Origin of the sequence: Anaerostipes sp. AF04-45 (assembly GCF_003461725.1) — a bacterium.
GTDB classification, from domain to species: Bacteria; Bacillota; Clostridia; order Lachnospirales; family Lachnospiraceae; genus Anaerostipes; species Anaerostipes caccae.
In genome coordinates this window covers 111,507-138,490 of record NZ_QTXQ01000001.1, presented here as the reverse complement: position 1 = coordinate 138,490, position 26,984 = coordinate 111,507, and the positions used below count along the sequence as shown (strand labels likewise).

At 46.5% G+C, this 26,984-nt stretch carries 28 protein-coding genes and 1 pseudogene; 24 read left to right on the top strand and 5 right to left on the bottom strand.

The genetic code is table 11. The annotated features are described in order from the left end of the window. Positions 1–33 precede the first annotated feature (33 nt). A complete protein-coding gene (locus tag DWV34_RS00625) occupies positions 34–834 on the bottom strand; it encodes an ElyC/SanA/YdcF family protein (protein ID WP_006567447.1) in 801 nt (266 codons plus the stop codon). Positions 835–1,380: 546 nt separating this feature from the next. Between DWV34_RS00625 and sdaAB the strand changes: the two genes are divergently transcribed. Together sdaAB and sdaAA are read left to right on the top strand one after the other, a co-directional pair. Further along, the gene (sdaAB, locus tag DWV34_RS00620; RefSeq protein ID WP_006567445.1) at positions 1,381–2,043 is read left to right on the top strand and encodes an L-serine ammonia-lyase, iron-sulfur-dependent subunit beta; all 663 of its coding nucleotides are present in this window, start codon (positions 1,381–1,383) and stop codon (positions 2,041–2,043) included. A gap of 11 nt (positions 2,044–2,054) precedes the next feature. Further along, a complete protein-coding gene (sdaAA, locus tag DWV34_RS00615) occupies positions 2,055–2,945 on the top strand; it encodes an L-serine ammonia-lyase, iron-sulfur-dependent, subunit alpha (protein WP_006567444.1) in 891 nt (296 codons plus the stop codon). Between the two features lie 52 nt (positions 2,946–2,997). On the opposite strand, the gene DWV34_RS00610 is transcribed toward sdaAA, so the two are convergent. Continuing rightward, on the bottom strand, positions 2,998–3,855 hold the full coding sequence (locus DWV34_RS00610) for a tagatose bisphosphate family class II aldolase (RefSeq protein WP_022261192.1): 858 nt from the start codon (positions 3,853–3,855) through the stop codon (positions 2,998–3,000). A gap of 150 nt (positions 3,856–4,005) precedes the next feature. Between DWV34_RS00610 and DWV34_RS00605 the strand changes: the two genes are divergently transcribed. The 4 genes from DWV34_RS00605 (at position 4,006) to DWV34_RS00590 (ending at position 7,985) form a co-directional block, all read left to right on the top strand. Beyond that, complete coding sequence (locus DWV34_RS00605) at positions 4,006–4,758, top strand: MurR/RpiR family transcriptional regulator (protein WP_006567442.1); 753 nt, start codon at positions 4,006–4,008, stop codon at positions 4,756–4,758. Between the two features lie 377 nt (positions 4,759–5,135). Further along, positions 5,136–6,059, top strand: a complete 924-nt coding sequence (pfkB, locus tag DWV34_RS00600; RefSeq protein ID WP_022261191.1) for a 1-phosphofructokinase — start codon at positions 5,136–5,138, stop codon at positions 6,057–6,059. Between the two features lies 1 nt (position 6,060). Beyond that, positions 6,061–7,446 (top strand): PTS fructose transporter subunit IIC, encoded by a 1,386-nt coding sequence (locus DWV34_RS00595; RefSeq protein WP_006567438.1) that lies wholly within the window; start codon positions 6,061–6,063, stop codon positions 7,444–7,446. An 89-nt stretch (positions 7,447–7,535) separates the two neighbouring features. Then, positions 7,536–7,985 carry a PTS sugar transporter subunit IIA gene (locus tag DWV34_RS00590; protein ID WP_006567437.1) on the top strand — a complete coding sequence of 150 codons (450 nt, stop codon included), beginning with the start codon at positions 7,536–7,538 and terminating at the stop codon, positions 7,983–7,985. Between the two features lie 148 nt (positions 7,986–8,133). Here the strand turns inward: DWV34_RS00590 and DWV34_RS00585 are convergent, their stop codons facing one another. Beyond that, the gene (locus DWV34_RS00585) at positions 8,134–8,895 is read right to left on the bottom strand and encodes a DeoR/GlpR family DNA-binding transcription regulator (RefSeq protein ID WP_009289251.1); all 762 of its coding nucleotides are present in this window, start codon (positions 8,893–8,895) and stop codon (positions 8,134–8,136) included. A 211-nt stretch (positions 8,896–9,106) separates the two neighbouring features. On the opposite strand from DWV34_RS00585, the gene DWV34_RS00580 reads away from it, so the two are divergent. The 4 genes from DWV34_RS00580 (at position 9,107) to DWV34_RS00565 (ending at position 13,524) form a co-directional block, all read left to right on the top strand. Further along, the gene (locus DWV34_RS00580; protein ID WP_006567434.1) at positions 9,107–9,853 is read left to right on the top strand and encodes a nucleoside/nucleotide kinase family protein; all 747 of its coding nucleotides are present in this window, start codon (positions 9,107–9,109) and stop codon (positions 9,851–9,853) included. A 3-nt stretch (positions 9,854–9,856) separates the two neighbouring features. Further along, on the top strand, positions 9,857–11,122 hold the full coding sequence (locus tag DWV34_RS00575; RefSeq protein WP_009289250.1) for a zinc-binding dehydrogenase: 1,266 nt from the start codon (positions 9,857–9,859) through the stop codon (positions 11,120–11,122). A gap of 131 nt (positions 11,123–11,253) precedes the next feature. Continuing rightward, entirely contained in the window at positions 11,254–12,402 is a 1,149-nt protein-coding gene (locus DWV34_RS00570) for an aldo/keto reductase (RefSeq protein WP_009289249.1), read from the top strand. Positions 12,403–12,420: 18 nt separating this feature from the next. Then, on the top strand, positions 12,421–13,524 hold the full coding sequence (locus DWV34_RS00565) for a metallophosphoesterase (RefSeq protein ID WP_009289248.1): 1,104 nt from the start codon (positions 12,421–12,423) through the stop codon (positions 13,522–13,524). Here the strand turns inward: DWV34_RS00565 and DWV34_RS00560 are convergent. Continuing rightward, positions 13,513–13,860 (bottom strand): winged helix-turn-helix transcriptional regulator, encoded by a 348-nt coding sequence (locus DWV34_RS00560; RefSeq protein ID WP_009289247.1) that lies wholly within the window; start codon positions 13,858–13,860, stop codon positions 13,513–13,515. The genes DWV34_RS00565 and DWV34_RS00560 overlap by 12 nt on opposite strands. Before the next feature lie 180 nt (positions 13,861–14,040). Between DWV34_RS00560 and DWV34_RS00555 the strand changes: the two genes are divergently transcribed. The 5 genes and pseudogenes from DWV34_RS00555 to DWV34_RS00535 all read left to right on the top strand — a co-directional run bounded on the left by DWV34_RS00555 (position 14,041) and on the right by DWV34_RS00535 (position 17,349). Further along, a complete protein-coding gene (locus DWV34_RS00555; protein WP_009289246.1) occupies positions 14,041–14,922 on the top strand; it encodes a hypothetical protein in 882 nt (293 codons plus the stop codon). A gap of 61 nt (positions 14,923–14,983) precedes the next feature. Next, complete coding sequence (locus tag DWV34_RS00550) at positions 14,984–15,772, top strand: protein-ADP-ribose hydrolase (RefSeq protein ID WP_009289245.1); 789 nt, start codon at positions 14,984–14,986, stop codon at positions 15,770–15,772. Between the two features lie 154 nt (positions 15,773–15,926). Next, positions 15,927–16,340: pseudogene (locus DWV34_RS18060) on the top strand (GNAT family N-acetyltransferase). 15 nt (positions 16,341–16,355) lie between these two features. Beyond that, positions 16,356–16,883, top strand: coding sequence for a YgjV family protein (locus DWV34_RS00540; protein ID WP_009289243.1), 528 nt, complete (start codon positions 16,356–16,358; stop codon positions 16,881–16,883). A 142-nt stretch (positions 16,884–17,025) separates the two neighbouring features. Continuing rightward, positions 17,026–17,349 (top strand): hypothetical protein, encoded by a 324-nt coding sequence (locus tag DWV34_RS00535; RefSeq protein ID WP_009289242.1) that lies wholly within the window; start codon positions 17,026–17,028, stop codon positions 17,347–17,349. A gap of 341 nt (positions 17,350–17,690) precedes the next feature. On the opposite strand, the gene DWV34_RS00530 is transcribed toward DWV34_RS00535, so the two are convergent. Then, positions 17,691–18,272 (bottom strand): zinc dependent phospholipase C family protein, encoded by a 582-nt coding sequence (locus DWV34_RS00530; RefSeq protein ID WP_009289241.1) that lies wholly within the window; start codon positions 18,270–18,272, stop codon positions 17,691–17,693. A gap of 157 nt (positions 18,273–18,429) precedes the next feature. On the opposite strand from DWV34_RS00530, the gene DWV34_RS00525 reads away from it, so the two are divergent. The 9 genes from DWV34_RS00525 to DWV34_RS00485 all read left to right on the top strand — a co-directional run bounded on the left by DWV34_RS00525 (position 18,430) and on the right by DWV34_RS00485 (position 26,967). Continuing rightward, on the top strand, positions 18,430–19,320 hold the full coding sequence (locus tag DWV34_RS00525) for a DMT family transporter (RefSeq protein WP_009289240.1): 891 nt from the start codon (positions 18,430–18,432) through the stop codon (positions 19,318–19,320). A gap of 152 nt (positions 19,321–19,472) precedes the next feature. Next, positions 19,473–20,969 (top strand): glycerol kinase GlpK, encoded by a 1,497-nt coding sequence (gene glpK / locus DWV34_RS00520; protein ID WP_009289239.1) that lies wholly within the window; start codon positions 19,473–19,475, stop codon positions 20,967–20,969. A 190-nt stretch (positions 20,970–21,159) separates the two neighbouring features. Beyond that, a complete protein-coding gene (larB, locus tag DWV34_RS00515; RefSeq protein ID WP_006567423.1) occupies positions 21,160–21,906 on the top strand; it encodes a nickel pincer cofactor biosynthesis protein LarB in 747 nt (248 codons plus the stop codon). Then, on the top strand, positions 21,903–23,165 hold the full coding sequence (gene larC, locus DWV34_RS00510; protein ID WP_009289238.1) for a nickel pincer cofactor biosynthesis protein LarC: 1,263 nt from the start codon (positions 21,903–21,905) through the stop codon (positions 23,163–23,165). Before larB ends, larC begins: the two co-directional genes overlap by 4 nt. Continuing rightward, the gene (gene larE / locus DWV34_RS00505) at positions 23,152–23,985 is read left to right on the top strand and encodes an ATP-dependent sacrificial sulfur transferase LarE (RefSeq protein ID WP_022261189.1); all 834 of its coding nucleotides are present in this window, start codon (positions 23,152–23,154) and stop codon (positions 23,983–23,985) included. The genes larC and larE overlap by 14 nt, the downstream gene beginning before the upstream one ends. A gap of 3 nt (positions 23,986–23,988) precedes the next feature. Next, complete coding sequence (locus DWV34_RS00500; protein WP_009289235.1) at positions 23,989–25,011, top strand: energy-coupling factor ABC transporter permease; 1,023 nt, start codon at positions 23,989–23,991, stop codon at positions 25,009–25,011. Then, complete coding sequence (gene cbiQ, locus DWV34_RS00495; RefSeq protein WP_009289234.1) at positions 24,995–25,795, top strand: cobalt ECF transporter T component CbiQ; 801 nt, start codon at positions 24,995–24,997, stop codon at positions 25,793–25,795. The genes DWV34_RS00500 and cbiQ overlap by 17 nt, the downstream gene beginning before the upstream one ends. Before the next feature lie 14 nt (positions 25,796–25,809). Then, complete coding sequence (locus DWV34_RS00490; RefSeq protein WP_009289233.1) at positions 25,810–26,559, top strand: energy-coupling factor ABC transporter ATP-binding protein; 750 nt, start codon at positions 25,810–25,812, stop codon at positions 26,557–26,559. Further along, a complete protein-coding gene (locus DWV34_RS00485; protein WP_009289232.1) occupies positions 26,560–26,967 on the top strand; it encodes a MerR family transcriptional regulator in 408 nt (135 codons plus the stop codon). It abuts the gene before it with no gap. Positions 26,968–26,984 lie beyond the last annotated feature (17 nt).

Below are 26,984 nucleotides of genomic sequence, written 5' to 3'. Positions count from 1 at the left end.
TGAAGGGAGAGATACAGACTTTTTTCAGATGCTTTATATTTTAGGGGATGCATATTTGGGGTTGGCTGTCCGTATATTTTCAGAATAGATATCCTTTAATTCTACAAAGGCGTTTTGGACCGTGTCAGGGATGTCTACTTCTGCGATATAGTTACAGCCTTTTGGTCCATATCCATTTGTATCGTTGGACAATCGGGGGATTTCTCCCATAAGGAGTGTTATGTACTGTTCCATGCTCCACATTCCCCATAGAGATTTGTCGCAAAATTCCAGCTTTTCATTCTCTACGATAACTTTATTGCGGTATGCGGCAAAATTAACGGCGGTGATGTCTGGTGTATGTTTGGCAAAACCTGCCCACATCCGGCGCTGCATTGCGGCATCCTGCATAAGGATTACATTTTTTGTTTCAACGCGGCTGTTTTTAAGAACTTCCAGTGCGTTCGTGATATTATTGCCGCAGTTTGTGGAGGTCCGTTCGATCAGAATATTCTGAATTCCATATTTTTGTGAAATATATTCCTCCATGATGTCGGCTTCCATTCTTCCGTTCGTCTCAATTTCAGGGCATTGATCGTGAATGTTTTGGCGCAGAAACTCTGTCGTATGTCCTTCTCCGCCGACGATCATCAGTCTGCGGGCAGCACCATTCAAATAGCCTGCTGCGGCCGTGTCACAGCCCGCTGGAATACTCCCGCCGAATAAAATGAGAACATCCGCTTTTTCAAATCCATATTTTTCTTTCAGTGCGTTTTGCCTCAGTTCCTCAATGTCTCTTACTCCGCAGAAGTCGGCAAGGATATTTATATTTTCAGCTGTTTTTTTCAAATCCATTTGGTATCATCTCCGGTTTTTGATTTCAATTTCAGATTATAAAGTCTTTCTTCTTTTATTCTACACGAGAGACTCAATTCGTCCAGCATATTTTACTGTGTTCAAAGCCGAATGATTCATAAAATCGGAAAAACGAAACATACTGATGAAAAGTAAAAAACAGACAATGGAGAAAAACTCATGACATTTTCCACATGATTTCCGTTCGGCTCTTAGAATGCCTCACTCCAATCATGTGGAAAATGGACGTATTGTCTGTTGGAGAAGGGCCTCTGTCAAAAAAGGTGCCACTTTTCGAAAGTTATTTACCGCTATTGTAGGAGCGCATTTCAAAAGCGCGACGGAAATAGTGGTAAATAACTTATGACATTTTCTACATGATTTCCGTTCGGCTCTTAGAATGCCTTACTCCAATCATGTGGAAAATGGACGTAATAACTGCTGGAGCAGGCTGCTTAAAGACAAAAGGCACCATCTGCGATAGTTTTTCTCCATTGTCGGAAGGAAGCCTTTCCAGAGTTGACTGGAGATAATGGAGAAAAACTTATGAATTTATATGATATTATGGGGCCGGTTATGGTAGGCCCGTCCAGTTCCCATACGGCAGGAGCTGTCAGAATCGGCTTGATTTCGAGAAAGCTTTTGGGCGAGCAGGTCCAGAAAGCTGAGATCTTATTTCACGGTTCCTTTTTGGCCACAGGTACCGGACACGGCACAGACCGGGCAGTCATCGCGGGACTTTTGGGAATGGCACAGGATGACCTGAGGATTCCGAAAAGTTTTGAGCTGGCCAGGAAACAGGGAATGGAGTGGACATTTGGGAGAGCATATCTGAAAGATGTTCATCCAAACAGTGTAAAGCTGCGCCTGACAGGGGAAAGCGGAAGAAACCTTGAAATTGTGGCCAGCTCTCCCGGGGGCGGAAGAGTGGAGATCTGTCAGATGGATGGCCTTTCCACGACTTTTTCCGGGGATATCCCTGTACTGATCGTTCACAACGAAGACAGCCCCGGACATGTGGCCGCTGCTGCCTCTCTGCTTGCGGATGCAGGAATAAATATTGCGTCCATGCGGCTTTCCAGGGACCAGAGAAACGGCAGTGCGGTCATGGTGCTGGAGTGTGACCAGGAGATACCGGAAGAAACGGTGAGAATGATTGAGAACATGAAAGGAATTCAAAAAGCCGCCAGTCTGGCGGGTATGGATTGAGGTGAAGAAATATGGGCTTTGAATCAATGGCAGATATGGAAAAGGCAGCAGCCGCGGGGAAGATTCCTCTTTGGAAAGCGGTCATGGAGGAAGATATGAAAGAGCGCAGTGTTTCCATGAAAGAGACAATGGATAAGATGAGGGAGCGCTATCAAGCCATGAAACAGGCGGATACAGACTATGAGGAAAATTTAAAATCTTTCAGCGGCCTGTCCGGCGGTGACGGAGCAAACATGCAACGTTTGGTCCGGGAAGGAGAAGCCGTTTCCGGCGGCTTCATGGGGATGGTCGTCACAAGAGCATTGAAGATGGGAGAATCCAACGCCTGCATGAAACGGATCGTAGCCGCACCCACGGCAGGAGCCTGCGGCGTGGTGCCGGCAGTCTTTCTGACATATGAACAGTTTTATGGGATACCGGAGAGAACGATGACCGAGGGGCTGTTCATGGCCGCCGGGACCGGTCAGGTCATAGCCCGCAGAGCCAGTATCTCCGGTGCACAGGGAGGCTGTCAGGCGGAGGTCGGGACTGCGTCTGCGATGTGTGCGGCGGCACTGACCTCCATCCGGGGAGGGAGTAATGAACAGATTTTATCGGCAGGAGCATTTGCCATGAAGAGTCTGCTTGGACTGGTCTGTGATCCTCTGGGAGGACTGGTGGAAATACCGTGTATCAGAAGAAATGTAACGGGAGCCGTCAGCGCAGTGGCCTGTTCAGATATGGCGATGGCCGGAATTCTTACGAGAGTGCCCTTTGACGAGGTAATTGATGCCATGGGAGAAATCGGGGAAATGATGCCTGGAGGACTCAAAGAGACAAGTCAGGCGGGACTTGCCGTCACAGAGACTGGGAAAAGGGTCGCTCTCGATCTGGCCAAGAGGAATCAGACGCCCCAATGTTAAAAAAACCCGGCCTGTAAATGATAAGGCCGGGTATCAATATCTTTATTTCAATTTAGTAACGGTTCTGGCTGTTGCACATCCTGATTTTTTCTTCTACAACAGCTGCCATTGCTTCTTTTGCTTCCTTTGTATAAATCCTTGGATCGTTGGCTTCAGGATTTTCAACCAAAGTTTTTCTCAGTTCCTGAGAATAAGGAATTTTTAATTCTGTAGCAATGTTGACTTTACAGATTCCAAGCTCAATGGCACGCCTCACAGCGTCGCCCGGGACACCGGATGCGCCGTGGAGCACAAGCGGTACAGATACTTCCTCACTAATCTCTGCCAGACGGTCAAAGTCAAGCTTCGGTTCTTCTTTATATAAACCGTGGGCAGTACCGATGGCTACGGCCAGAGAGTCAATGCCTGTGCGGGCCACATAGTCGGCAGCCTGTGCAGGATTTGTGTACATGGAGTCTTTTTCGTCTACTACGAGATCATCCTCGCGTCCGCCTAAACGTCCGAGCTCTCCCTCTACGGTAACGTCGTGGAGATGAGCATAGGCCACGACTTTTTTTACTTTTTCTATATTTTCTTCATATGGAAGGCTGGAAGCATCAATCATTACAGATTTTGTGCCCAGGTCAATAGATTCTTTAATGGCGTCAAATTCTTCGTGGTGGTCCAGGTGAAGTGCCACCGGAACATTATATTTTTTAGCAGTTGTCTCGACGATCGCCTGAAGATAATCACGGTTTGCATAAGAAAATGTGCCCGGAGTACCTGCCAGAATGATCGGAGAGCCAAGCTTTGCAGAAGTCTCTGCCACGACCTGGATCGTCTCTAAGTTGTGAATGTTAAATGCCGGCACGGCATATCGTTTTTCCTGTGCATCTAATAACATATGTCTGGTTGATACCATCTTACTCATATTCATCCTCCTAAAGCTTTCCTGCTTTTTGTCTTAGTTTAACCATTTACATTATAAAAAAATCAGCTGTGAAAATCTTTTCAAGTTATGAAAACGGATGAAAATCATGTATAATAAAAAAGATCTTTCACACAGACAGGAGGACGAGTTATGATTATTGAGATAAACAGCAAGATTGCCGAAAATCTTTCCAAGACCGAATTGGGAGTTGTCAATTATATTAATGACAATGAAGACAAGCTCTCAGAACTGTCCATCGTAGATATTGCATTTGAAACATTTTCTTCCCCGGCAACTGTGTCCAGAGCCATCCGTAAATGCGGGATCAATGGGTTTAACGAGCTTCGGTATAAATTAACGGCGAAGACGGAAAATACAGAAGTGAAAGACTTGAATGAAATCATGAACAAGTCTCTGATTGAGGCGACTTCCGTGATTGAGCACATGTCTATTCCAAATGTGCTGAATATTCTGCACACCATGAAGGATGCAAAGAGGGTCCTGATATTCTCCAGGGGACCGACACACCTGGTGGCACAGGAACTGAGCATGAAGCTTCAGGTACTGGACTTTTTTGTGGTGGATGTGGAAGACCCGCAGATTATGAGAATTATGTCGAAGAATCTTCAGGAAGACGAAGTCGTAATCATTTTATCTCTGAACGGAGAGACGAAGGAATTGATCGAGTCGGCGAGAAATGCAAAGCTTCGGGGCTGCAAAGTGATCACTCTGTGCTGCAGCAGCTCCAGTGAATTGTTTGAGTATTCGGACTATACATGGCTTGGGTATAAACATTCCCATATTGCGATCAGAAACTATGAGGTGACATCCAGGCTTCCGCTGTATATCATGTGCAGAATTTTGGTGGATTTCCTGGTAGAAAATATTGAACACAGGGATTAGAAAATATAGAGGGAACAGAGAAAACGATAAATTTCTCTGTTCCCTCTATATTATTCTTATTTTGACTTTAATATTTTATAAATTTTAAAAAGCAGGACAGTTGTCGCTATGAGAGCTGTACATAAAATAGCTTTGATTAAAAAAGAAATTATGAAAATTGCTGTTGGCAGTAAATTGTAAAGTATATCCATGGATGTCTCTTTTCTTTTTTGATATTGAGAGTTTCTTCTATATTTTACCAATAAAAAGTAACTATTGTAAATTTTATTTCCAAAACAGTAATTTAAAGTTTATTTTCAGGATATGAAAAGATTTTCATGGAATACTTGTCTATAATGAAAACTGTAAAAAGAAATTGTATTCTATGGAGGAGCAGTATGATTTATACCTTAACTACAAATCCTGCCATCGATATGAACATATCCACAAAAGGAATGGAACGTGCCAAGGTAAACCGTACATTCGATACGGTTTACACACCCAATGGAAAAGGTGTCAATGTGACTCTTACATTGAAACATTATGGGGTGGATTCCACGGTAACCGGATTTTTTGGAGGATTTTCGGGAAAATATATTGTAGAGGAACTGGAAAAGAGACAGGTTCCGGTGAAACCGGTCTGGGTTGATGACACGACAAGGATCAATATATTTTTGAATGATGGAGAGGGAGAATTCAAATTTGTCAACAGCGGGTCCTTCGTGGGGAGAGATCAGCAGGACGAGATGCTGCATCTGTTTGAGACGGCCGAAGATTTGAGCTGTCTGGTGATCAGCGGCAGTCTTCCGCCCGGAATCGAACCGAGTTTTTATGAAAGCATTTTATCCATATGCAAAAAGAGGGGCGTCGATGTTGTACTCGACATCAGTTCTCCGAAACTAAAAGACTTATTGAAATACGAACCTTTGCTGATCAAACCCAATGACGAAGAGATCGAAGAAATCTTCGGAATTAAAATTAAGAACGAGGAAGATATCCTTCATGTTCTTACCTTCCTGAAAGAACAGGGAGCAAGAAATGTACTGCTGACGCTCGGAAGCAAGGGAGCATATTTCAGCAACGGAGAAGATGTTTACTATTCATCTTCCCAGCCGGTTAAGTTATTAAGCTCGGCGTGTGCGGGAGATGCCGCACTGGCAAGCTTTTTAAGCCTTTGGCTTGGTCATCCGGAAAATGTTGAGGATGCATTGAAGCGTTCTGCTGCCACAGGGGCAAACGTGGCGGAGAGCAACGCGCTCGGTGATTTTGCCAAAGTAGATACTTACTTTCACAACATCAAAATAAGAAAGGTGGAGAAATGATATGAAAAAACTATTAGGTGTTACAGGATGCCCAACCGGGATCGCCCACACTTACATGGCTGAGGAAGCTTTGAAAGAAGCTGCCGAAAAGCTGGGTGCCGAAATGAAGGTTGAGACAAACGGAGCTGTCGGTGTGGAGAATGAACTGACTGCTGAAGACATTGCAGAATGTGACGGAATTATCGTAGCTTGTGATAAAAATGTAGATATGGACCGTTTTAACGGTAAACCGGTCATCGAAGTGCCGGTTGCAGACGGAATCAGCAAGGCAGAAGAATTAGTACAGAAAATGCTTAATGGAAATGTTGCCGTAAGAGGCGGACAGGTAAAAGCAGAGGGTACAGAAACAAAAGCAGAAGAAGGAAAAGATTCCATCGGACATCAGATTTATAAGCACCTGATGAATGGTGTATCCCATATGCTTCCGTTTGTTGTAGCCGGCGGTGTCCTGACAGCAATCTCTTTCTTATGGGGTATTTATTCTTTCGATCCGAGCTCAGATCAGTACAATGTAATCGCTGCGACGATCAAGACAGTCGGCGGTACTTCTATGGGAATGATGGTTCCTGTGCTGGCGGCATTTATCGCTCAGTCCATCGGTGACCGCCCTGGTATGATCGCAGGTTTTGTAGGCGGTATGATCGCCAATAATACCGGTTCAGGATTTATCGGAGCCATTATCGCAGGTTTCGTTGCAGGATATTTTTGTAAATTTGTTGTAAATGCATTAAAAGGACTGCCTAGACAGTTTGAAGGTTTAAAATCTATTTTCTTTATACCAATCATTACAGTGGCGGTTGTAGGTATTCTGATGCAGGTTACTGCTGGGCCGGTTTCAGGCATCAACAAGGGAATGATGGACTTCCTGGCAGGACTCCAGAACTCAAGCCCAATCATCTTAGGACTCGCTGTTGGATGTATGTCTGCATTTGACATGGGTGGTCCGGTAAATAAAGCTGCATATGTAACAGGAACAACACTTTTAGCTCAGGGTAACTTCTACTTTATGGCAGGTGTATCTGCGGCATGTATCACACCTCCGCTCATCATCGCACTTGCAGCTACTTTCGCACCGAAGAAATTTACTAAGGCTGACCGTGCGGCAGGACTTGTAAACTATGTATTGGGATGTACCCACATCACAGAAGGTGCGATTCCATTTGCGGCAAAAGACCCTGTGAGAGTACTGCCGATTCTGATGGTAGGTTCCTCTATCTCAGCGATTCTTTCCTACGTGATGAAAGTTCAGGTTCCTGCACCTCATGGCGGATTTTTAATCCTTCCGTTAGTACATCCGGCTGTAACATGGGTATTATGTATCTTGGCAGGTTCTGTAGTAGGAGCAGTACTTTATGTTCTCACTGCAAAGGATGTAGAGCAGAAATAATAGATTACCCTAAAGGGCATCCCGTATTTTATGCCCTTGGGGCTTGGCGTGCTTCGCACGATAATGTATAAGAAAGGTTGGTAACTTTTATGGAAATTATGGAATTATTTGATGAATCAACAATGAATCTTGACTTACAGGGTGAGACAAAAGATCAGATTATTGAGGAAATGGTAACCCTTTTGGACGAAGGCGGAGTGCTCGCCGACAAAGAAGCTTATAAAAAAGCGATCTATGCAAGAGAAGAGCAGTCCTCCACAGGACTCGGATTTGACATCGCGATCCCGCATGCCAAGACCGCAGCAGTAAAAACTGCACGGGTGGCCTTCGGAAAGTCTGACAAAGGATTTGATTTCGGAGCCGAAGACGGGACAAAAGCACACCTGATTTTCATGATAGCGGCCACCGATACAGACAGCAACCTGCACCTGCAGGCGCTGGCAACACTCTCAAGAAATCTGATCAAAGCAGATTTCAGGAAAAAACTGCTGGAAGCAAAGACAGCGGGAGAAGTCATCGAAGTGTTAAAAACTTTATAAATAATAGCAGACCGGCAGCGGAATTAATTTTCTGGTGCCGGTTTTTCTGAGATGAGACAGAACTCCTCCTCCGGTAAATAGGATATCTATTTTTTACATGATTAGAGTGAAGCATTCTAAGAGCCGAACGGAAATCATGTGGAAAATGTCATACCAGGATAACTTCCGTTAATTCGCTCAGTGTCTTATAAGTGGCGGACGGCAAATCTTTATCGGTTATAAAGTAGTCGATATCTTTCCAGTTGGCATACTGTACCAGAGAACAGATATGTGCCTTGGAACTGTCGGAGATGACAACAATGATCTTGGACTGGGGAATGATCGCCTGCTTGATCTGGGCGTCCGTAAATTCAGAGACCGCAGGACCGTTGTGCTGTTCAAAGCCGCTGGTGCCTAAAAATGCGATATCCACCTTGATTGTGTTGATAAAATTGGTCGTCTGAAATCCTTCTGTGGACATATTGTTGGGATTGAGCTGGCCTCCGGTGAGAATCGTCACATTGTTTCCGTTATTCAGATGATAGGTTGTATTGATGGAATTTGTGACGATAGTATAGCCTGACTTTTGGCTCAGGAGCTTTGCCATGCACTGCATGGTGCTTCCGGCATCCAGATAGATGACGCCCTGTTCCGGAATCAGTTCCAGGCCTTTTTCACAGAGAGCATATTTGACGGCGCTGTTTTCGCTGATCCGTGTCTCTATAGGAATGGGACGGAAACTGGAGATCAGTGTAGCCCCGCCGTGGCTGCGCTCGATGGCTCCGATCTCCTGAAGATGGGTCAGGTCCCTCCGGATCGTCTCTTTTGTCACCTCAAACTTGTCCGCGAGCTCCCCGATCTTTGCACTTCCCGTGCTGTTGATATATTCAATGATTTCCTTCTGCCGTTCTTTTGCGAGAAGTTTTCCCATGTCGGTTCCTCCTTTTCTGCTGTTATATTTATCATAACAGATTCTCAGATTCATTTCAAATTGAAATCCACATAAACAAAAACAAAACAACAGAAACAAACATAATTTAGGGCAAAGTATTGACATGACAATGAAGAAATCATATAATTTACCCATAAAACAAAAATAAACGGACATAAAACAACGTAAACAAAATTTAATGAGGTAGATCATGAAAAATTGGAAAGAGTATGTGTTTGATGTCAACGGATTTCAGATCAATACGGTTTACAGCGGGGAAGCCATAGAAACCATTTTTCTGCCCATGCTGAGAAAGCTCACCGGGATGCAGAAAAAACTGGGCCGGAGACTGATCGTATTTCTGGCGGCGCCGCCGGCAGTGGGAAAGACGACATTGTCCAAGTTTCTGGAATATCTGGCTTTGCAGCATGAAGATCTGACAGAGATACAGGCTATAGGCCTGGACGGTTTCCACTACCATTCAGATTACATCAATTCCCACAATGCGGTCGTGATGGGAAAAGAAGTGCCGATGAAGAAAGTCAAGGGATGCCCGGAAACATACGATACTAAAAAACTGGAAGACAAGCTGAAAAAGATTAAAGAAGAGGACATTCTGTGGCCCATATATGACAGAAACATCCACGATGTGGTGGAAGATGTAGAAAAGATCACGAAGGACATTGTGCTGATCGAAGGCAACTGGCTGCTTCTTGACGAGGAGCCGTGGAAGACATTAAAGGATACCGCAGATTATACAATAATGATCCGCTCAGAAGAAGAGACGTTAAAGGAACGGCTGATCGGAAGAAAGATGAAGGGCGGACTTACGAGAGAAGAGGCAGAGGACTGGTACATAAACAGCGACAGCGTGAATGTGAGAAGGGTTTTGGAGACTTCTCTGGACGGGGATCTGATGTTAAAAGTAGAAGCAGACGGAGATTATATAGGAGGATAAAGGATGAAATCAACAGCAGCAGTTCTGGCAGGGAAAAATCAGGTATATGTAAAAGAAGTGGAGCTTCCGGAAATCGGGGAAGAAGAACTTTTGGTAAAGGTTGTGTCAAACAGCATCTGCCTTTCAACTTATAAGGCGGCACTGAGAGGCGGGGAGCACAAGAGAGTGCCGGATGATCTGAGTCCGGAGCACCCGACGATTACCGGCCATGAGTTTGGCGGATACATCGTAGAAGTGGGAGAAAAGCTGAAAGACCGCTTCAAGCCGGGAGAGAAATTCGTACTTCAGCCGGCTATGGGACTTCCGAGCGGATATTCTGCCGGATACAGCTACGAATACTATGGAGGAAATGCAACTTACTGCATCATTCCGAAGGTTTCCATCGACATTGGATGCGTACTTCCATATGACGGTGATTATTTTGCAAATGCGTCTCTGGCAGAGCCGATGTCATGTATCATCGGGGCATTTCACGCTACCTACCACACAACACCATATGTGTATGAGCACAGAATGGGATTAAAGGACGGTGGAAGTGTTGCGCTGTTAGGATGTGCTGGCCCGATGGGAATCGGAGCCATTGATTATGCATTAAATGGACCGTACAATTCAAAGCGCATCGTTGTAACAGATATCAATGATGAAAGGCTTGAGAGGGCAAAATCCCTGATCACTCCGGAGGATGCGGCATCTAAGGGCGTGGAACTCATCTATGTGAACACTGCAGGAAAAGAAAATGCGGTAGAAGAACTGAAAGAATTAAACGGCGGAAAGGGATACGATGAGGTATTTGTATTCGCACCGGTAGAATCTCTCATCGAGATGGGAGACGACCTTTTAGGAAACGACGGCTGCCTGAATTTCTTTGCAGGTCCTACGGACAACAACTTCAAGGCAAAGTATAATTTCTACAATGTCCACTATGAAGGAACCCATATCTGCGGAACTTCAGGGGGAGCGCCTGCGGATATGATCGAGTCTCTGGAATTGTCTGCGGCAGGAAAGATCAATCCGTCTTACATGGTTACACACATCGGAGGCATTGACGCGGCGCCGGATACGATCCTGAATCTGCCGAAGCTTCCGGGAGGCAAAAAGCTGATTTACCCTCATATCAAGATGGAGTTGACTGCCATCGAAGATTTTGAGAAACTGGGAAAAGAAAACGAAATGTTTGCACATCTGGCGGAGATCTGCAAGGCAAACAACAATGTGTGGTGCAAAGAGGCAGAAGAATATCTTCTCGATACTTTAGCGCCGGAAAAATAAGAGAGAATGATGCAGAAGGAGTCCTGATTAGTTTCAGGGCTCCTTTTTTCGGAAATTGTTGACTTTGAGTGAGCTCCAAGTGCTATGATAGAGAAAACCACTGAAATGAAGAAAGGTCAGGGACAAATAATATGAGATATCGTATGCTTGGGAATACAGGGCTTGAGATCAGTGAGATCGGGCTTGGATGTGAGGGCTTTGTAGGAAAAGACGAACATGAAACAGAAGAACTCTTAAATCTGGCACAGAAAAAAGGAATAAATTATTTAGACCTATATACGCCTGATCCGGATCTCAGAGATCGAATCGGAAAGATGCTGAAAGGAAGGAGAGAAGAGTATTTCCTTCAGGGGCATCTCTGTACGATTTGGAAGGATGGACAATATAAGCGCACCAGACAGATTGATGAAGTCAGGGAAGGATTCGAAGATATGCTTCAAAGACTATGTACCGATTCTTTGGAAGTAGGGATGATACACTATGTAGATTCCTTAAAAGACTGGAAGGAAGTATACGAGGGCCCGGTCATGCAGTATGCCAGAGAACTGAAGGCTCAGGGAAAGATTCGCCATATCGGGCTGAGCAGCCACAATCCGGAGGCTGCCATGGAAGCTGTAAAGAGCAGAGAGATCGAGGTTCTTATGTTCAGCATCAATCCTTGCTATGATCTGCAGCCCGCCGGGGAAAACTGTGAGGCATTATGGGATGACAAAAATTATAAAGGGGATCTTGTGAATATGGACCCGGCCAGGGAGGAGCTGTATGAAATGTGCAGTAAACAGGGTGTGGGCATTACCGTCATGAAAGCTTTCGGAGGAGGGGATCTGCTGAGTGAGGAATTATCACCCGCAGGCAGAGCGCTGACACCGAGTCAATGCATTCACTATGCACTTACCAGGCCTGCCGCAGCATCTGTCCTGGCTGGGGCTCACACTGCCGAAGAACTTTCAGACAGTCTGAGGTATGAAGAGGCAGGCGAAGATGAGAAGGATTACGCCCGTGCCCTGGCTGAGTTTCCGAATATCAGCTGGAAAGGCCACTGTATGTACTGCGGCCACTGCGCGCCTTGTCCGAAGGGAATTGAGGTGGCCTCTGTCACTAAGTTTTTAAATCTGGCAAAGGCTCAGGATGATGTTCCTGAAACAGTGAGAGAACACTATGCGGTTCTAGAACATAAGGCATCAGAGTGCATTGGATGCGGTATTTGTGAGAATCGGTGTCCGTTTGAAGTGTCCATCATTGAAAACATGAAAAAAGCCGCTGAAATATTCGCACAATAAGCCAAAGGAGAATTCGCATTGTACTTATTATTTTTTATACTGCCGATCCTGATTCTCATACCGGCAGGGATTTATTTATATATTTTCTTCCGCAGGATTTTAAGCCTTTTCTTAAAAAGAGACGTACGCATAGTGAAAGTGGTGAGTGCGGTTTTGGCACTGGCTTGTGTGTTTTCAGCATGGCCGGCCTATGGATGGGGAGGAGTGGCGGTCCTGCATCTTGTGGGAGTCTCTCTGGTCCTTGAGCTGATCAATCTTCTCTTAAAAAGAACGCCGTTTGTTTTCAAGAAATGGGATCTGATTTACAGAAGCGGGATACTGTCTTTTCTCATCATTGCGGTTGTCTTTTCCTACGGATATATTAATATGCAGCAGATTAAGAAGACCAGTTACAGGATCGGGACTCCTAAGATACAGCAGGAGGAAACGCTCAGAATAGCTCTCATGTCAGACATCCATCTGGGTGTTACGATGAGTGCCAAAGATCTGGAGAATTGGTGCGGCAAAATACAGAGTCAGGAGCCGGATCTGGTTCTTTTGACTGGAGATATCTTCGATGAGGATACAAAGAGAGAAGAGATGGAACGGGCGGCCAAAGCTTTGGGATATATGAAGAGTACTTATGGAAGTTTTTATGTATATGGGAATCATGATTCCAATCAGTACAGGGAAAAGCCGGAGTACACTTCTGGTTATCTCAGGAATACGTTAGAAAAAGCCGGAGTCCGTGTGCTGGAGGATGAGGTGTTTAAGACAGGGAAGGATATCTGTATCATCGGGAGAAAGGATGCCGGTGACCGGGACCGGAAGAGTCTGAAAGAGATCATGAAAGATGCACCGGAAAACAGTTTCAGAATCCTGATGGATCACCAGCCCGGAGATCTGAAGGAAAATAACAGGCAGGGCATCGATCTTCAGGTGTCCGGACATACCCATGCCGGGCAGATCTGGCCGACCGGGCAGCTGATGCAGCTTCTTGGAATCAATGAGATCAACTATGGTTACCGGAAGATCGGGAACCTCCAGACCGTGGTGACATCCGGCATGGCGGGATGGGGGTATCCGATCCGCACGGGAGGCCACTGTGAATACGTGATCATAGATGTGGTGTTAAAGAAATGAGGTCTCACTGCGGTGCATTTTGTCTCTGTATTCGGTTCCCCACTGCACCATGGAGTCCAGGATCGGTTTTAAGCTCAGGCCGGTTTCAGTGAGAGAATATTCTACTTTCGGAGGGACCTGAGGGTAGACTTTCCGGTTTACCAGTCCGTCGGCTTCCATAGAGCGCAGATTGCTGGTCAGGACTTTCTGCGTGATTCCGGTCACGGAGCGCATCAGTTCGCTGAACCGTTTCGTTCCGGTCAAAAGATCACGTATGATTAAGACCTTCCATTTGTCACCGATCAGCTGCAGTGTCATTTCCACAGGACATTCCGGGATGTTTCGTTTTTTTGACATTGTGTACTTCCTCCTTGCTATGTTTATTTTATATCTTCCCATTTAGAAATACAATAAGTAACCTGGCGGCGGCATAGTATCTTTTGGATACCATGCCACCTTTTTGTGCGTGGTTTACGGAGTATGGAAGACCGATTAGAATAAAAGAAGAGAATGAAAGGTGCAAAAGGGGGATGAAATATGGGGACAGAAAATCAAAGGGTGTTAAAACAAAAGCTTTCGCAGGCAGGAGCCATTGTAATTGGCGCAGGCGCAGGGATGTCGGCGGCAGCCGGACTGCTGTATTCCGGAGAACGGTTTGAGAAGAATTTTAAGGAATTCATAGAGCGGTACGGACTCAGAGATATGTATTCCGCAGGTTTTTATCCGTTTCCTTCCCCGGAAGAAAAGTGGGCTTACTGGAGCAGGCATATTTATTTAAACCGATATGATATGCCCTCAGGAAAAGCATATACAGATCTGTTTCAGGCAGTGAGAGATAAAAATTATTTCGTGCTGACAACCAACGTAGATCATCAGTTTTGGCTGTCCGGATTTGAGGATCGGAGAATTTTTGCCGTCCAGGGAGATTACGGCCTGTTTCAGTGTAAAAAAGCGTGCCATCCGAAGCTCTACGATAATGAGACTCAGGTGAGGGCCATGGTACGGGAGCAGAGGAACTGCAGGATACCAAAGTCCCTGATACCAAAATGTCCGGTCTGCGGCGGAGAAATGGAAGTAAACATTAGGAAAGATGAATATTTCATAGAAGATGAGAAGTGGCATGAGGCGGCCGGACGGTATAAAAGATTTCTCAGTGAGAACAGAGGTAAAAGAATTCTGTTTCTGGAACTTGGCGTCGGAATGAATACACCGGGGATTATAAAGTACCCTTTCTGGCAGATGACTGCGGAGAATCCAAAGGCAGTCTATGTCTGTGTCAATTCCGGGGAAGCGTACTCTCCAAGGGAAATAGAAGCGCAGTCGATTTGTATTGACGGGGATATTGGGAAACTTATAGATATTTGTGTTTCGAGTCAGAAAATTGACTTGATTGACGAAAAAAAGAATTCTTGCAATTAAGAAGTGGATATGGGGGTTACACTGATGGGGTGTAAAAACATCAGGAAGGGAGAAAGAAAAAATGACACATGACGAGCAAAGAAAATATCTGATTCAGAAACTTCTTGATGAGGATATTCAATATAAAGATGTAGTTATTCCAGAAGATGTGCAGCAGCAAAAACTGCTGCTGCGCAGTTTAATGAATGTTAGACCGCCAAAGGCTGTCAGCCGCGAATTTATGGAAGTGCAGGATAACTACTTGTCCGATGAACGTGATGCAGCAGGAGTTGTTGATGCGGCATCCCTTCCCGTGGTTCCTCAATATCCGCGTCTTGTATTATGGCAAAGTGATATTACCGTGTTAAACTGTGATGCGATTGTAAATGCAGCGAATAGTCAGATGTGTGGATGTTTCCGGGCTTTGCACTCCTGTATCGATAATATCGTGCATACAAAAGCCGGTATTGCCCTGCGTCTGAAATGCAATGAGATTATGCAGAAACAAGGCCGCGAAGAACCTGCCGGGCAGGCGAAGATTACACCAGCATACAATTTGCCGTGCAAATATATACTTCACACCGTTGGCCCAATCATCGAAACGGGACATCCAAGTGAGCAGCAGAAAGAGCAGCTCGCGTCCTGCTATCGTTCCTGTTTACAGCTTGCAGCTGAATCCGGGTGCAAGAGCATTGCTTTTTGCTGTATCTCAACCGGCGTTTTTATGTTTCCAAACCGGGAGGCAGCCGAGATTGCGATTAAGACAGTCAAAGATGTTCTCGCTGTGGATACAAGGATTGAGAGAGTTATCTTTAATGTATACAAAGACTTAGATAAAGAAATCTACGAAAAATTACTTGCGGTAAATTGAGCGTATCATCACATAGAATTTTTACATCTGGTATGGTATGATTTTGAAAGTGAGAAAACATTACAAATCGGAATTTACCGAATTAAGTTAATCGTGCCATAATCAAATTTGATGGAGAATGACCGTTATGATTAGAAATTTGTAGAAAGTAGATATAAATAGGGTTGCTGACATATGGTTAAAGACCAATCTGAAAGTACATTCTTTTATTTCTGAACAATACTGGACAAGTAATTATGAATTAGTGAAGGAAATGTTGCCACAGGCGGAAGTCTACGTGTATGAAGATGATAAAATAATTCAAGGCTTTGTAGGTGTAAGAAATGAATATATTGAGGGTATTTTTGTTTTTGATGAAATGCAGTCACATGGTATTGGCAAAATTTTGTTGGATTATATCAAGGATAAAAAAGTCAGATTACAGTTAAACGTATATCAGAAGAATGTCAGGGCAATGTCTTTTTACCAAAGAGAAGGGTTTACTATTTAGTGTGAAATGATGGATGAATTCACTGGCGAAAAAGAATATGTAATGAACTGGGAATCAAAGTGGAGATCAGATTTTTGAGAGGTAATAATGTAAATGCGTTTTTTGTTGATACAGGGAATAGGATTTTGGGGAACCATTTTATTTTTCTTATCTTATCAGTGTAGAAATAATAAAACACTGTTTCAAGTTCAATTTGTTTCTTATTTATGTTATACCATACATTTATTGCTGTTAGGAGCAATTACTGGTGGGATAAGCTATATATTGAATACAGTGCGTTCTTTCTGCTTGGGAAGTAAGAATGATTTTTTGAAAGGCAGATTGGTATGTTGTATACTCTGCATATTGCAGGTAACAACGCTGGTTTTTACTTGGAACGGATGGTGGTCGATACTTCCGGTTGTTGCCAATATTGCAGCAACGATAGGTGGATACACATACAACGCACGGAAAATCCGTATAGTTGGAATGTTGATCAATTCACCGTTGTGGATTGTATATGATATCGTTGTTGGTTCTTGGGCTGGAATATTAGATGAAATAGTTAGTGAAGTATCTATGATTATATCTATTATCCGTTATGGATGGGAAAACATGGATTTATCAGAAATTGAGGAATAATTGAAAGAAATGAGAAATCGCAAATGACCGAACTGCAATAGAGAGGCTTCTTGTTCGGAAGATAGGAAAATGTGAAAGAAAATTTAACGACTCATAATTTTATCAATAGAAAATTATAAAAGAAGGAAGGCGATTCAACAATATGAAGATTGAAGGGAACCAGAAGGAACTGGACGCAATGGCAGAATTTCATAAGGGAAACCGTGTTGAGGGGTTGAGGATGCAAGAGGAATTCGCAGCAGAATTCCGCAAGGAATATGAAGACAAAGACCATTGTCCTTGTCTGAAAGCCTGTCGTTATCATGGAAACTGTAAGGAATGTGTAGCAATCCACAGGGCGCATCAAGAACATGTTCCTAACTGTATGCGGCCATTGATTAATAAGAAGCTGAAATTGATGTCAGAATTAACAGAGCATACCTTGGCAAATGAAATAGAAGCCCCACATGAGATTTTAAGAAAATAGGCAAGCCAACTTCCAGTTTGTATAGAACATAAAACAACTTAATAATCGCTACTTTCACAGAAGCATCACTGAGCAGGAGATCCGAAAGGACTTCCTGTTTTTCTGCTATGAAAAAAGGGAAAACTATCGCAGATGGTGCTTTTTGTCTTTAAGCAGCCTGTGCCAACAGATATTACGTCCATTTTCTACATGATTGGAGTGAGGCATTCTAAGAGCCGAACGGAAATCATGTGGAAAATGTCATACCCACAGGGCATCCCGTATTTCATACCCTTCGGGTGGACGCGCTTTGCGTGATAAGGTATAGTTTTTAATGTATTCAAACATATCGACTGGGAAATTTATAAAAGTGGGTTTACTGTATGATATCTCCCGGACAAAAACTCATTTTTCTGTGCCAGTCCTTTGCAAACGATAAGGGCTGAATGAAGAATATACCGGCAGTCATTTCCCGGTGTTGAGGTGGAGCGGATATACTGCCGGTGCAGGTTTTTAAGCCACGGTTCGAATCCGCAGATGCCTGAGTCAGATTTTATACGCCGGCTGACCTGGTCCGTTCTCAGATAGTTTGAGAAGACCAGGTGGAGCCGGCGTTCATATTTTATATGCTCTTTCAGAGAATAGTGAAATTCTTTGTTATGGGAACGGGTAAAAGAATCAGCGAGATAATGCATCATCTCACCCGCCCGGAACCAGCCCGTAAAAGTATTCCGAAAGCCTGACGAATAAGCCTGATCCATCAGATGTCTGCGGGAGTCATAACTGTGTCCTTGCAGATCTGCGGCGTTGGAGCCGCCCAGATAGGAGAAAAGATTGAAATCGGGCAGAACATTTCCCAGAATAAATGCAAATGTTTTGGGCTTGTCCAGGAACATTCGGCGGGCCAGCAGTTTTGAAAGGGCGTAATGATCTTTTGTTTCCATAGGATACCTCTTTATAAAAACGATGTTTCCGATTCTGTCTTTATAGTATCTGTGAATTGTGTATAAATAGTGATGGAAGTTTAAAAAATTCGCAAGACGATATCACTGTTTTATATTATAATAAACTGAACTACAAAAGAAAGGATTTAAGAAACCTATGAACCAAAATACAAAAGGTGTAATCTTTACGATGCTGGGCGGAATCTTCTGGGGGATTTCCGGGATTATCGGGAAATATCTGTTTGACGAAAAGCAGCTCACGGCCGTCTGGCTTGTGACGCTGAGGCTTTTGTCAGCAGGACTGCTTATGCTTATGCTGGCGGCAGTCCAGAAGAAGGGGGATATATTCCGTGTATGGAAAAAGAAACGGACGGCAGTCAGCCAGCTGGTATTTTGTCTGTTTGGGATGACAGCCTGCCAGATGTCTTATTTTCTTGCAATCCAGTATTCTAACCCGGGGACAGCCACGGTGCTCCAGTACATTGCCCCGGCGCTGATCATGCTGTTCTGTCTGGCAGTGGAAAAGAGAAAGCCGAAGCGTCTGGAAGTGATTGTTTTAGTCTGCGTTATAGCCGGTGTTTTCCTGCTGGCGACTCACGGAGATCCGGGAAGCCTGGCCGTCACAGGCAGGGCTTTGTTCTGGGGACTTGCGGCTGCCGTGGCTCTGGCTGTCTATAACATTCAGCCGGAAAAGCTCCTCAATGAATTTGGGTCCATGGAGACCGTGGGATGGGGGATGTTTATAGGGGGACTTCTTATGATACCTGTGACGGGATTTTTTCATGTACCCGGTATATGGGATATGACAACGGTCCTTTTGGCACTGGCCGTTATCATCTTCGGAACGGTGATTCCGTTTGGATGTTATCTGGAAGGCGTCCGTCTGCTGGGACCCGTGAGAGCCAGTATGTTTGCGTGTGTGGAACCGCTGGTGGCGGCAGTCATGTCCGCGCTGCTGCTGGGAGAGGTCTTTGTCGGTGTGGATGTTCTGGGATTCGCCCTGATCATCGGAGGGGTAACATCCCTGGCGGTGTTTGACCGGTCGTAATCTAATGAAGAGGATTTGTCTGCGTCCTTCTGCATGGATGAAAAGTTTATAAATAATTGCTGTTCTGTTGGATATATTTGTGCAATATGCTATAATAAATCAGACATAACGTGTGGGAGCACAGAGAAATAATGGAGATCTAGGAGGGCAATATGGAGAGATACATTATGGCACTGGATGCGGGAACAACGAGCAACCGGTGTATCCTGTTCAACAGAGAGGGCAAGATCTGCAGTGTGGCTCAGAAGGAATTCACTCAGATATTTCCGAATCCGGGATGGGTGGAGCATGATGCGGGAGAGATCTGGTCTACGCAGCTTGGAGTGGCGGTGGAGGCCATGCAGAAGATCGGTGTCACGGCGGAACAGATCGCGGGCATCGGCATCACCAACCAGAGGGAAACTACGATCCTTTGGGACAAGGAGACAGGGGAGCCGATCTACAACGCTATTGTGTGGCAGTGCCGCAGGACCTCAGAGCTCTGTGATTCCCTGAAAGAACAGGGACTGGAAGAAAAGATACGGGATAAGACCGGTTTGATTATCGATGCCTATTTTTCCGGGACGAAGGTTAAGTGGATTCTGGACCACGTGGAAGGAGCAAGGGAGAGGGCGCAAAAGGGAGAGATTCTCTTTGGAACCGTGGAGACATGGCTGATCTGGAAACTCACAAAAGGAAAAGTCCATGTGACGGATTATTCCAATGCGTCCAGAACCATGCTGTTTAATATCAAAGATCTCACATGGGATAAGGAGATCCTTGAGATTCTTGATATCCCGGAAGCGATGCTTCCGAAACCTGTCCAGTCAAGTGAGATATACGGTGAGGCAGACCCGTCATATTTCGGCGGTGCGGTTCCTATCGCTGGCGCGGCGGGAGACCAGCAGGCGGCTCTGTTCGGACAGACCTGTTTCAGGGCGGGTGAAGCCAAGAATACATACGGTACGGGAGGCTTCCTTCTCATGAATACGGGCCGGATGCCGGTGAATTCTCAGCACGGGCTTTTGACAACGATCGCATGGGGCCTGGACGGTAAGGTGGACTATGCGCTGGAAGGATCTATTTTTGTGGCGGGAGCTGCCATCCAGTGGCTGAGGGATGAGTTAAAACTCATCGATTCTTCCCAGGATTCTGAGTATATGGCCCAAAAAGTGAAGGACAGCAACGGCTGTTATGTAGTGCCGGCGTTTACGGGACTGGGTGCTCCTCACTGGGACCAGTATGCCAGGGGAACGATCCTCGGCATTACCCGCGGAGTCAACAAGTGCCACATTATCAGGGCGACATTAGAGTCTATTGCATTTCAGGTCAACGATGTGCTGAAGGCTATGGAGGCCGACGGAGGCATTCATTTAAGTTCTCTCAAGGTAGACGGAGGCGCCAGCCAGAACAATCTTTTAATGCAGATGCAGGCAGATATCAGCGGTGCCCCGGTACACCGTCCGGCCTGTGTGGAGACGACAGCTATGGGAGCGGCATACCTGGCAGGCCTTGCAGTCGGCTATTGGGACAGCAAAGAGAAGCTGTCCGAGAACATGGAGATCGACTGTGTCTTTGAACCTCAGATCAGTGAGGAAGAAAGAGAGAAAAAAGTATCCGGATGGAAACGGGCAGTCCGCTATTCATACGGATGGGCAAAAGAAGAATAAGAGAGTTGATTTTTTCACCAGTCTTCCCACTGGTGAAAAAATATGATAATATTGGTTGGACCAATTAAGGAAGATTGTAAAAAATATTGACTTGGAGTGAGCTCCAGGTGATATGGTAAATTCAGGAGCACACAGTGGCCGGCAGGAAGATGCCGCGGCCTTCAAATAAAAAAGTAAGGAGTGCGCAGAGATGGAAGCACATGAAGTATTAGAAAAAGTCAGCCGGGGAGAAATGTCCGTTGGGGAGGCAGAAGCATTTTTCCGCAGGGAGCCCTTTGAGGATATGGGGTATGCCAAACTGGATACCCACAGAAAATTAAGGAACGGAGCTGCCGAGGTTGTCTTTTGCAGCGGTAAAGCTGATGACCATCTGGTCAGTATTTTTCAGAGATTATGGGAACAGAACGGGGAAGTATTCGGAACGAGAGCTTCCCGGGCACAGTATGAACTTGTCCGGCAGGAACTTCCGGAACTTACATACGATGCAGTATCCCGCATTATGAAGATTGAAAAGCCCGGGAAAAAGAAGATTGGAAAGATTGCGGTATGCACAGGAGGCACGGCGGATATTTCTGTGGCCGAGGAGGCGGCCCAGACAGCGGAGTTCTTCGGCAATCACGTGGACCGCATCTATGATGTGGGAGTCAGCGGCCTTCACCGGCTCTTGTCCCGGCTGGATGTGATTCAGAGTGCCAACTGTGTCGTTGCGGCGGCGGGAATGGAGGGCGCTCTGGCAAGTGTCATCGGTGGACTTGTTGACAAGCCGGTGATCGCGGTGCCTACCTCTGTGGGCTACGGGGCCAGTCTGAACGGCATTTCGGCTCTGCTCACGATGATTAACTCATGTGCCAACGGCATTGCGGTTGTAAATATTGACAATGGATACGGTGCCGGCTACATGGCATCACAGATCAACAGACTGGGGGAACGATCATGAATCAGACACTTTATTTAGAATGTTATTCGGGGATCAGCGGCGACATGATGACAGCGGCTCTGTTGGATCTCGGGGCCGATGAAAAGGTCCTTTCAGAGGCTCTTGAAAGCCTTCCTGTAAAGGGAGTTCGGACAGAGGTGAGAAGAGTATCAAAGGCTGGGCTGGACGCATGTGATTTCCATGTGATTCTGGATCACGAACATGAGAACCACGACCACGATATGGAATATCTTCACGGACACAGCCACGACCATTCTCACGGAGATCACGGACATCATTCTCATGACCACGAACACAGGGGGCTCGCAGAAATTCTTGAGATCCTTTGCAGGGCACAGATCACGGACGGTGCAAGAGAGAAGGCGGTGAGAATTTTTGAGATACTCGCAGAGGCGGAGGCCAAGGCTCACGGGACCAGTATAGAAAAGGTCCATTTTCATGAGGTGGGAGCCGTGGACTCTATCGTGGATATTACGGCAGCAGCTGTCTGCCTCGACAACCTTCAGATTGACAAGGTCATTATTCCTGTGCTCTGTGAGGGAAGCGGGTCTGTGCGCTGCCAGCACGGTGTGATCCCGGTCCCGGTTCCGGCAGTTACCGCCGTCACGTCTAAATACTCCATTCCCCTGCACATGACGGATGTGCAGGGAGAACTGGTCACTCCGACCGGCGCCGCTATCGCAGCGGCCATCCGGACTTCCGCCCGGTTGCCGGAGCGGTTTGTGATCGAGAAAACCGGGATCGGGGCCGGAAAGAGAGAGTATGAACGGCCGAGCCTGCTGCGGGCCATGCTGATCCGGGAAACAGAAGACGGAAGCGCCGGCGATTATATATACAAGCTGGAGAGCAATATTGACGACTGTACCGGGGAAGCGCTGGGATACGTGATGGAGCGGCTGATGAAGGCAGGGGCAAGAGATGTCCACTATACACCCGTATTTATGAAGAAGAACAGACCGGCCTATCAGCTCAATGTTATCTGCAAGGAGGAAGACATAGAGAAACTTGAGGGGATCATTTTCCGGGAGACGACGACCATCGGCATCCGCAGACAGAAGATGGAACGAAGTGTACTGAAACGGCAGGTGAAAACAGTGAAGACTTCTCTGGGGGAAGCCCGGATCAAGGTGTGTTTTATGGAAAACGGAATGAGAGCCTATCCGGAGTATGAGAGTGTCAGGGAACTGTGCAGAAAGAACGGGCTTTCTTTCCAGGAAACCTACCAAAGGATCGAAGAGGAATGCTATGGACAGATATGAGGAACACTGCGCAAATTTAAAAGAGGCAGTCAGAGGCTTTGTAAAGGAAGATGTGGCGCTTGCTTTTTCCGGAGGAGTGGACAGCAGCCTGCTCTTAAAGCTTCTGTGCCTTGCGGCAGAGAAAACCGGGAAAAAGGTGGCGGCATTTACGATGGTGACAAAACTTCACCCGTCTGGGGATGCCAAAATTGCGGAGAGAGTTGCCGGGGAAGCGGGAGCCGTTCACCGTGTCATTCATGTGGATGAACTTTCCCATGCGGGGATCATGGACAATCCGGAAAACAGGTGTTATCTGTGCAAGAGATATCTGTATACAAAACTGCTGAAATCGGCGAAAGCGTTGGGGATACAGACTGTACTGGAAGGAACCAATGCGGATGACCTGAACGCCTACCGTCCGGGAATCCGGGCAGTAAAAGAGCTGGGAATTCTCAGTCCTCTTGTGCAGGCCGGGATGACCAAAGCCGATATCCGCAGGATGGCATCGGAATATGGGATTTCTGTGGCAGAGCGGCCGGCAAGTCCCTGTCTTGCCACGAGATTTCCCTATGGGACCAGACTGTCTTGGGAGAAAATGAAGATGGCAGAGGAAGGGGAGAAGTTTCTGAGAACATTGGGCTTTTACAATGTTCGTGTCCGTATTCACGGAGATACGGCGAGGATCGAAGTGGACGAGAAAGATCTTCCCGGTCTGGTCAAAAACAGAGCGGCTGCGGTAAAGCGGCTGAAAGAAATAGGCTTTACATACATTACGGTGGATCTGGAGGGATTCAGGTCCGGCAGCATGGACACTCACTTGAAACAGGGAAAGGAGAAATAGGATATGCATATGGCAGATGCGCTTGTGGCCCCTGCGGTGGCAGGCACCATGTATGCCTGTTCTGCGGCGGCAGCAGGATGGGCGGTAAAAAAAGTACAGGAGGAAGATGACCCGAAAAAAGTTCCGCTGATGGGGGTCATGGGAGCCTTTGTGTTCGCAGGACAGATGATCAATTTTACGATCCCGGGAACAGGTTCTTCCGGGCACCTGTGCGGAGGAATGCTCGCGTCGGCAGTACTGGGACCATTTGCGGGATTCCTGACCATGATCGGGGTACTGCTGATCCAGTGCCTTCTTTTTGCGGACGGAGGGCTTCTCGCACTTGGATGCAACATTTGGAACATGGCGTTTTACGGCTGTTTTATAGGAGCCGGGCTTCTCTGGAGGCGGTTCATGAAAAACGGACCGGATAAAAGGAAAATTACATATGCATCCGTTATCGGATGTATCCTTACCTTACAGCTGGGAGCACTTTCCGTGACAGCAGAGACACTTGCTTCGGGCATTACAGAGCTGCCTTTTGGAGTGTTTGCAGCTGCTATGCAGCCGATCCATCTGGCCATCGGACTGGTGGAAGGACTGATCACTGCTGCGGTGCTCTGTTTCCTGTACGAGGCCAGGCCGGAGCTTATCTGGACCGGAGACTCCGGGAAATCTGCGGCAGGCGCAAAGAAGCCGAAGCTCTCTTTCCGAAAAGTGCTGCTTGCACTTGCAGGCGCATTTGTACTGATCGGAGGCGCATTATCCCTGGCTGCATCCTCAAATCCGGACGGGCTTGAATGGTCTATACAAAAAATCACAGGATCCGCGGAGCTTGCGGCTTCCGGTCCGATTCACGCTGCGGCCGAAAGGATTCAGGGCCTGACCTCCCTCCTGCCGGATTATTCTATCCCGGATCGGGAGACGATGCTTGGAACTTCTCTGTCAGGCATCTTCGGAGGAATCGCGGTGATCGTGTTATGCACAGCCGTCTGTTACCTGTTCGGCCTGTTTAGGAAGAAAGGGAAACATGAGCAGAATCAATGAGGCAGTACATGAAATACACCATCTGGATGCCATGGCCCAAAGAGAGGGGCGGATCAACAGGATTCATCCTCTGAGTAAGCTTCTCGTGACGGTCTGGTATATCGCTTTTACCATGTTATTTCCGGCCTGTGACCTGAGCGGAACCTTTTGTATGATCCTGTATCCCGCAGTAATCATGCGGGCAGGAAACATTTCTGTGGTCAGAAGCATAAGAAAATTAGGTCCGGTTCTTCTGCTCGTCTGTGCGGTGGGGATCGCGAATCCGTTTTTTGACCGGGCCGTACTCTTTCGGGCAGGACCTTTGCCTGTAACTGGCGGCATGATCTCCATGGCGACGCTGATGCTCAAAGGAGTTTTTGCGGTGCTGGCGTCTTACCTGCTGATCCTGACAACGTCCATGGAGAGCATCTGTTATGCTCTGCGTCTCCTGCATGTGCCGAAGATCATGGTGACCATGGTGCTTCTGATCTATCGGTATGTGATCGTGCTGCTGAAAGAAGCCGAACGGATCTCCCAGGCGTACTCATTGAGAGCGCCGGCTCAGAAGGGAATCCATTACCGGGCATGGGGGACCCTGCTGGGACAGCTGATGTTAAGAAGCATCGACCGGGCCCAGACGGTCTATGAGAGCATGCTGCTCCGGGGCTTTGACGGAAGCTTTCATCTGTCAAAGAAACAGAAAATGGACCCGGGCAGTGCCGTTTATCTGGCAGGCTGGCTGGGTATCGTTGTCTTGCTGCGGTATGTTTCTGTTTTTAAACTTGCCGGAAGCCTGCTAAAATAAAATACGGAGGAAGTATGAACAAAATAGAAGTAAACGGTCTCACTTTTTCTTATGAAAAAAGAGCTTCATCAGGCAGAATAAATGTGCTTTCCGATTTAAGCTTTACGGCAGCGGAGGGAGAGCGCATCGGCCTGATCGGGGCTAACGGAGCGGGGAAGTCTACACTGCTCAAACTCATGGTAGGGCTTCTGACAGATTATGAAGGAGATATGAGAATCGGCGGGGTCAGTGTGGAGAAAGATTCTCTGGCGGATATCCGAAGAAGGATGGGATATGTATTTCAGGACTCGGAAAGCCAGCTTTTTATGTCTACGGTATACGAGGATGTGGCTTTTGCGCCGCGCAATTACGGGCTCTCTGAGGAGGAAACAAGAGAGAGGACGATGAGAGCACTGGAGAGTGTCCATATGGAGCAGATGAAAGACAGGCATATCTACCGGCTGTCCGGAGGAGAGAAAAAAAGGGCATCCATCGCATCAATCCTGTCCATGGAGCCGGAGGTGATCCTTATGGATGAGCCGTCGGCGGCTCTGGACCCGAAAAACAGGCGCAGCCTGATTCATCTCCTGAACGGACTTTCCGGGACGAAAATCATTGCGTCCCATGACCTGGATTTCATCTATGATACGTGTGAGAGGACTATCCTGATCGCAGACGGAAGACTTGCAGCAGACGGACCTACGGGAGAAATATTAAGGGATCAAACACTTTTGGAAGACAATGGGATGGAACTGCCGCTGTCATTTTCCAGGACTTTGAATTGAATGGAGGAATGTATTTTGACGATCGCAGAAGTGAGTAAGAAGTATGACATAACCGCAGATACGCTGAGATATTATGAAAGGATTGGGCTGATACCCGCTGTCCCGAGGAAGCCGAACGGCATCCGGGACTATGACCAGGCATCCTGCCAGTGGGTGGAACTGATGAAGTGCATGCGGAAAGCCGGGGTGCAGATCGAGGCACTGATCGAATACGTAGCGCTGTTTCGTCAGGGTGACGAAACGATGGATGCCCGGAAAACGATTCTCATTGAACAGAGAAAACGTCTGGTACGGAAAATGCAGGATATACAGGAAACACTGGAACGCCTGGATTATAAAATAGAGATGTATGAGCAGGGGAAAATGACAAGTGACTATCAGCTGCATATCAAAGACTGCCAAAAATGATTCTGTTTCACATTTAA

Bases quoted from the DNA above. Each gene is read 5' to 3' on its own strand.
- DWV34_RS00625 (WP_006567447.1), bottom strand. From the start codon at position 834: ATGGATTTGAAAAAAACAGCTGAAAATATAAATATCCTTGCCGACTTC.
- larE (WP_022261189.1), top strand. From the start codon at position 23,152: ATGGACAGATATGAGGAACACTGCGCAAATTTAAAAGAGGCAGTCAGA.
- glpK (WP_009289239.1), top strand. From the start codon at position 19,473: ATGGAGAGATACATTATGGCACTGGATGCGGGAACAACGAGCAACCGG.
- DWV34_RS00525 (WP_009289240.1), top strand. From the start codon at position 18,430: ATGAACCAAAATACAAAAGGTGTAATCTTTACGATGCTGGGCGGAATC.
- DWV34_RS00555 (WP_009289246.1), top strand. From the start codon at position 14,041: ATGGGGACAGAAAATCAAAGGGTGTTAAAACAAAAGCTTTCGCAGGCA.
- cbiQ (WP_009289234.1), top strand. From the start codon at position 24,995: ATGAGCAGAATCAATGAGGCAGTACATGAAATACACCATCTGGATGCC.
- DWV34_RS00540 (WP_009289243.1), top strand. From the start codon at position 16,356: ATGCGTTTTTTGTTGATACAGGGAATAGGATTTTGGGGAACCATTTTA.
- larB (WP_006567423.1), top strand. From the start codon at position 21,160: ATGGAAGCACATGAAGTATTAGAAAAAGTCAGCCGGGGAGAAATGTCC.
- DWV34_RS00570 (WP_009289249.1), top strand. From the start codon at position 11,254: ATGAGATATCGTATGCTTGGGAATACAGGGCTTGAGATCAGTGAGATC.
- DWV34_RS00560 (WP_009289247.1), bottom strand. From the start codon at position 13,860: ATGTCAAAAAAACGAAACATCCCGGAATGTCCTGTGGAAATGACACTG.
- DWV34_RS00485 (WP_009289232.1), top strand. From the start codon at position 26,560: ATGGAGGAATGTATTTTGACGATCGCAGAAGTGAGTAAGAAGTATGAC.
- DWV34_RS00610 (WP_022261192.1), bottom strand. From the start codon at position 3,855: ATGAGTAAGATGGTATCAACCAGACATATGTTATTAGATGCACAGGAA.
- DWV34_RS00490 (WP_009289233.1), top strand. From the start codon at position 25,810: ATGAACAAAATAGAAGTAAACGGTCTCACTTTTTCTTATGAAAAAAGA.
- DWV34_RS00585 (WP_009289251.1), bottom strand. From the start codon at position 8,895: ATGGGAAAACTTCTCGCAAAAGAACGGCAGAAGGAAATCATTGAATAT.
- pfkB (WP_022261191.1), top strand. From the start codon at position 5,136: ATGATTTATACCTTAACTACAAATCCTGCCATCGATATGAACATATCC.
- DWV34_RS00535 (WP_009289242.1), top strand. From the start codon at position 17,026: ATGAAGATTGAAGGGAACCAGAAGGAACTGGACGCAATGGCAGAATTT.
- DWV34_RS00595 (WP_006567438.1), top strand. From the start codon at position 6,061: ATGAAAAAACTATTAGGTGTTACAGGATGCCCAACCGGGATCGCCCAC.
- DWV34_RS00590 (WP_006567437.1), top strand. From the start codon at position 7,536: ATGGAAATTATGGAATTATTTGATGAATCAACAATGAATCTTGACTTA.
- DWV34_RS00575 (WP_009289250.1), top strand. From the start codon at position 9,857: ATGAAATCAACAGCAGCAGTTCTGGCAGGGAAAAATCAGGTATATGTA.
- sdaAA (WP_006567444.1), top strand. From the start codon at position 2,055: ATGGGCTTTGAATCAATGGCAGATATGGAAAAGGCAGCAGCCGCGGGG.
- DWV34_RS00530 (WP_009289241.1), bottom strand. From the start codon at position 18,272: ATGGAAACAAAAGATCATTACGCCCTTTCAAAACTGCTGGCCCGCCGA.
- DWV34_RS00500 (WP_009289235.1), top strand. From the start codon at position 23,989: ATGCATATGGCAGATGCGCTTGTGGCCCCTGCGGTGGCAGGCACCATG.
- DWV34_RS00550 (WP_009289245.1), top strand. From the start codon at position 14,984: ATGACACATGACGAGCAAAGAAAATATCTGATTCAGAAACTTCTTGAT.
- sdaAB (WP_006567445.1), top strand. From the start codon at position 1,381: ATGAATTTATATGATATTATGGGGCCGGTTATGGTAGGCCCGTCCAGT.
- DWV34_RS00605 (WP_006567442.1), top strand. From the start codon at position 4,006: ATGATTATTGAGATAAACAGCAAGATTGCCGAAAATCTTTCCAAGACC.
- larC (WP_009289238.1), top strand. From the start codon at position 21,903: ATGAATCAGACACTTTATTTAGAATGTTATTCGGGGATCAGCGGCGAC.
- DWV34_RS00580 (WP_006567434.1), top strand. From the start codon at position 9,107: ATGAAAAATTGGAAAGAGTATGTGTTTGATGTCAACGGATTTCAGATC.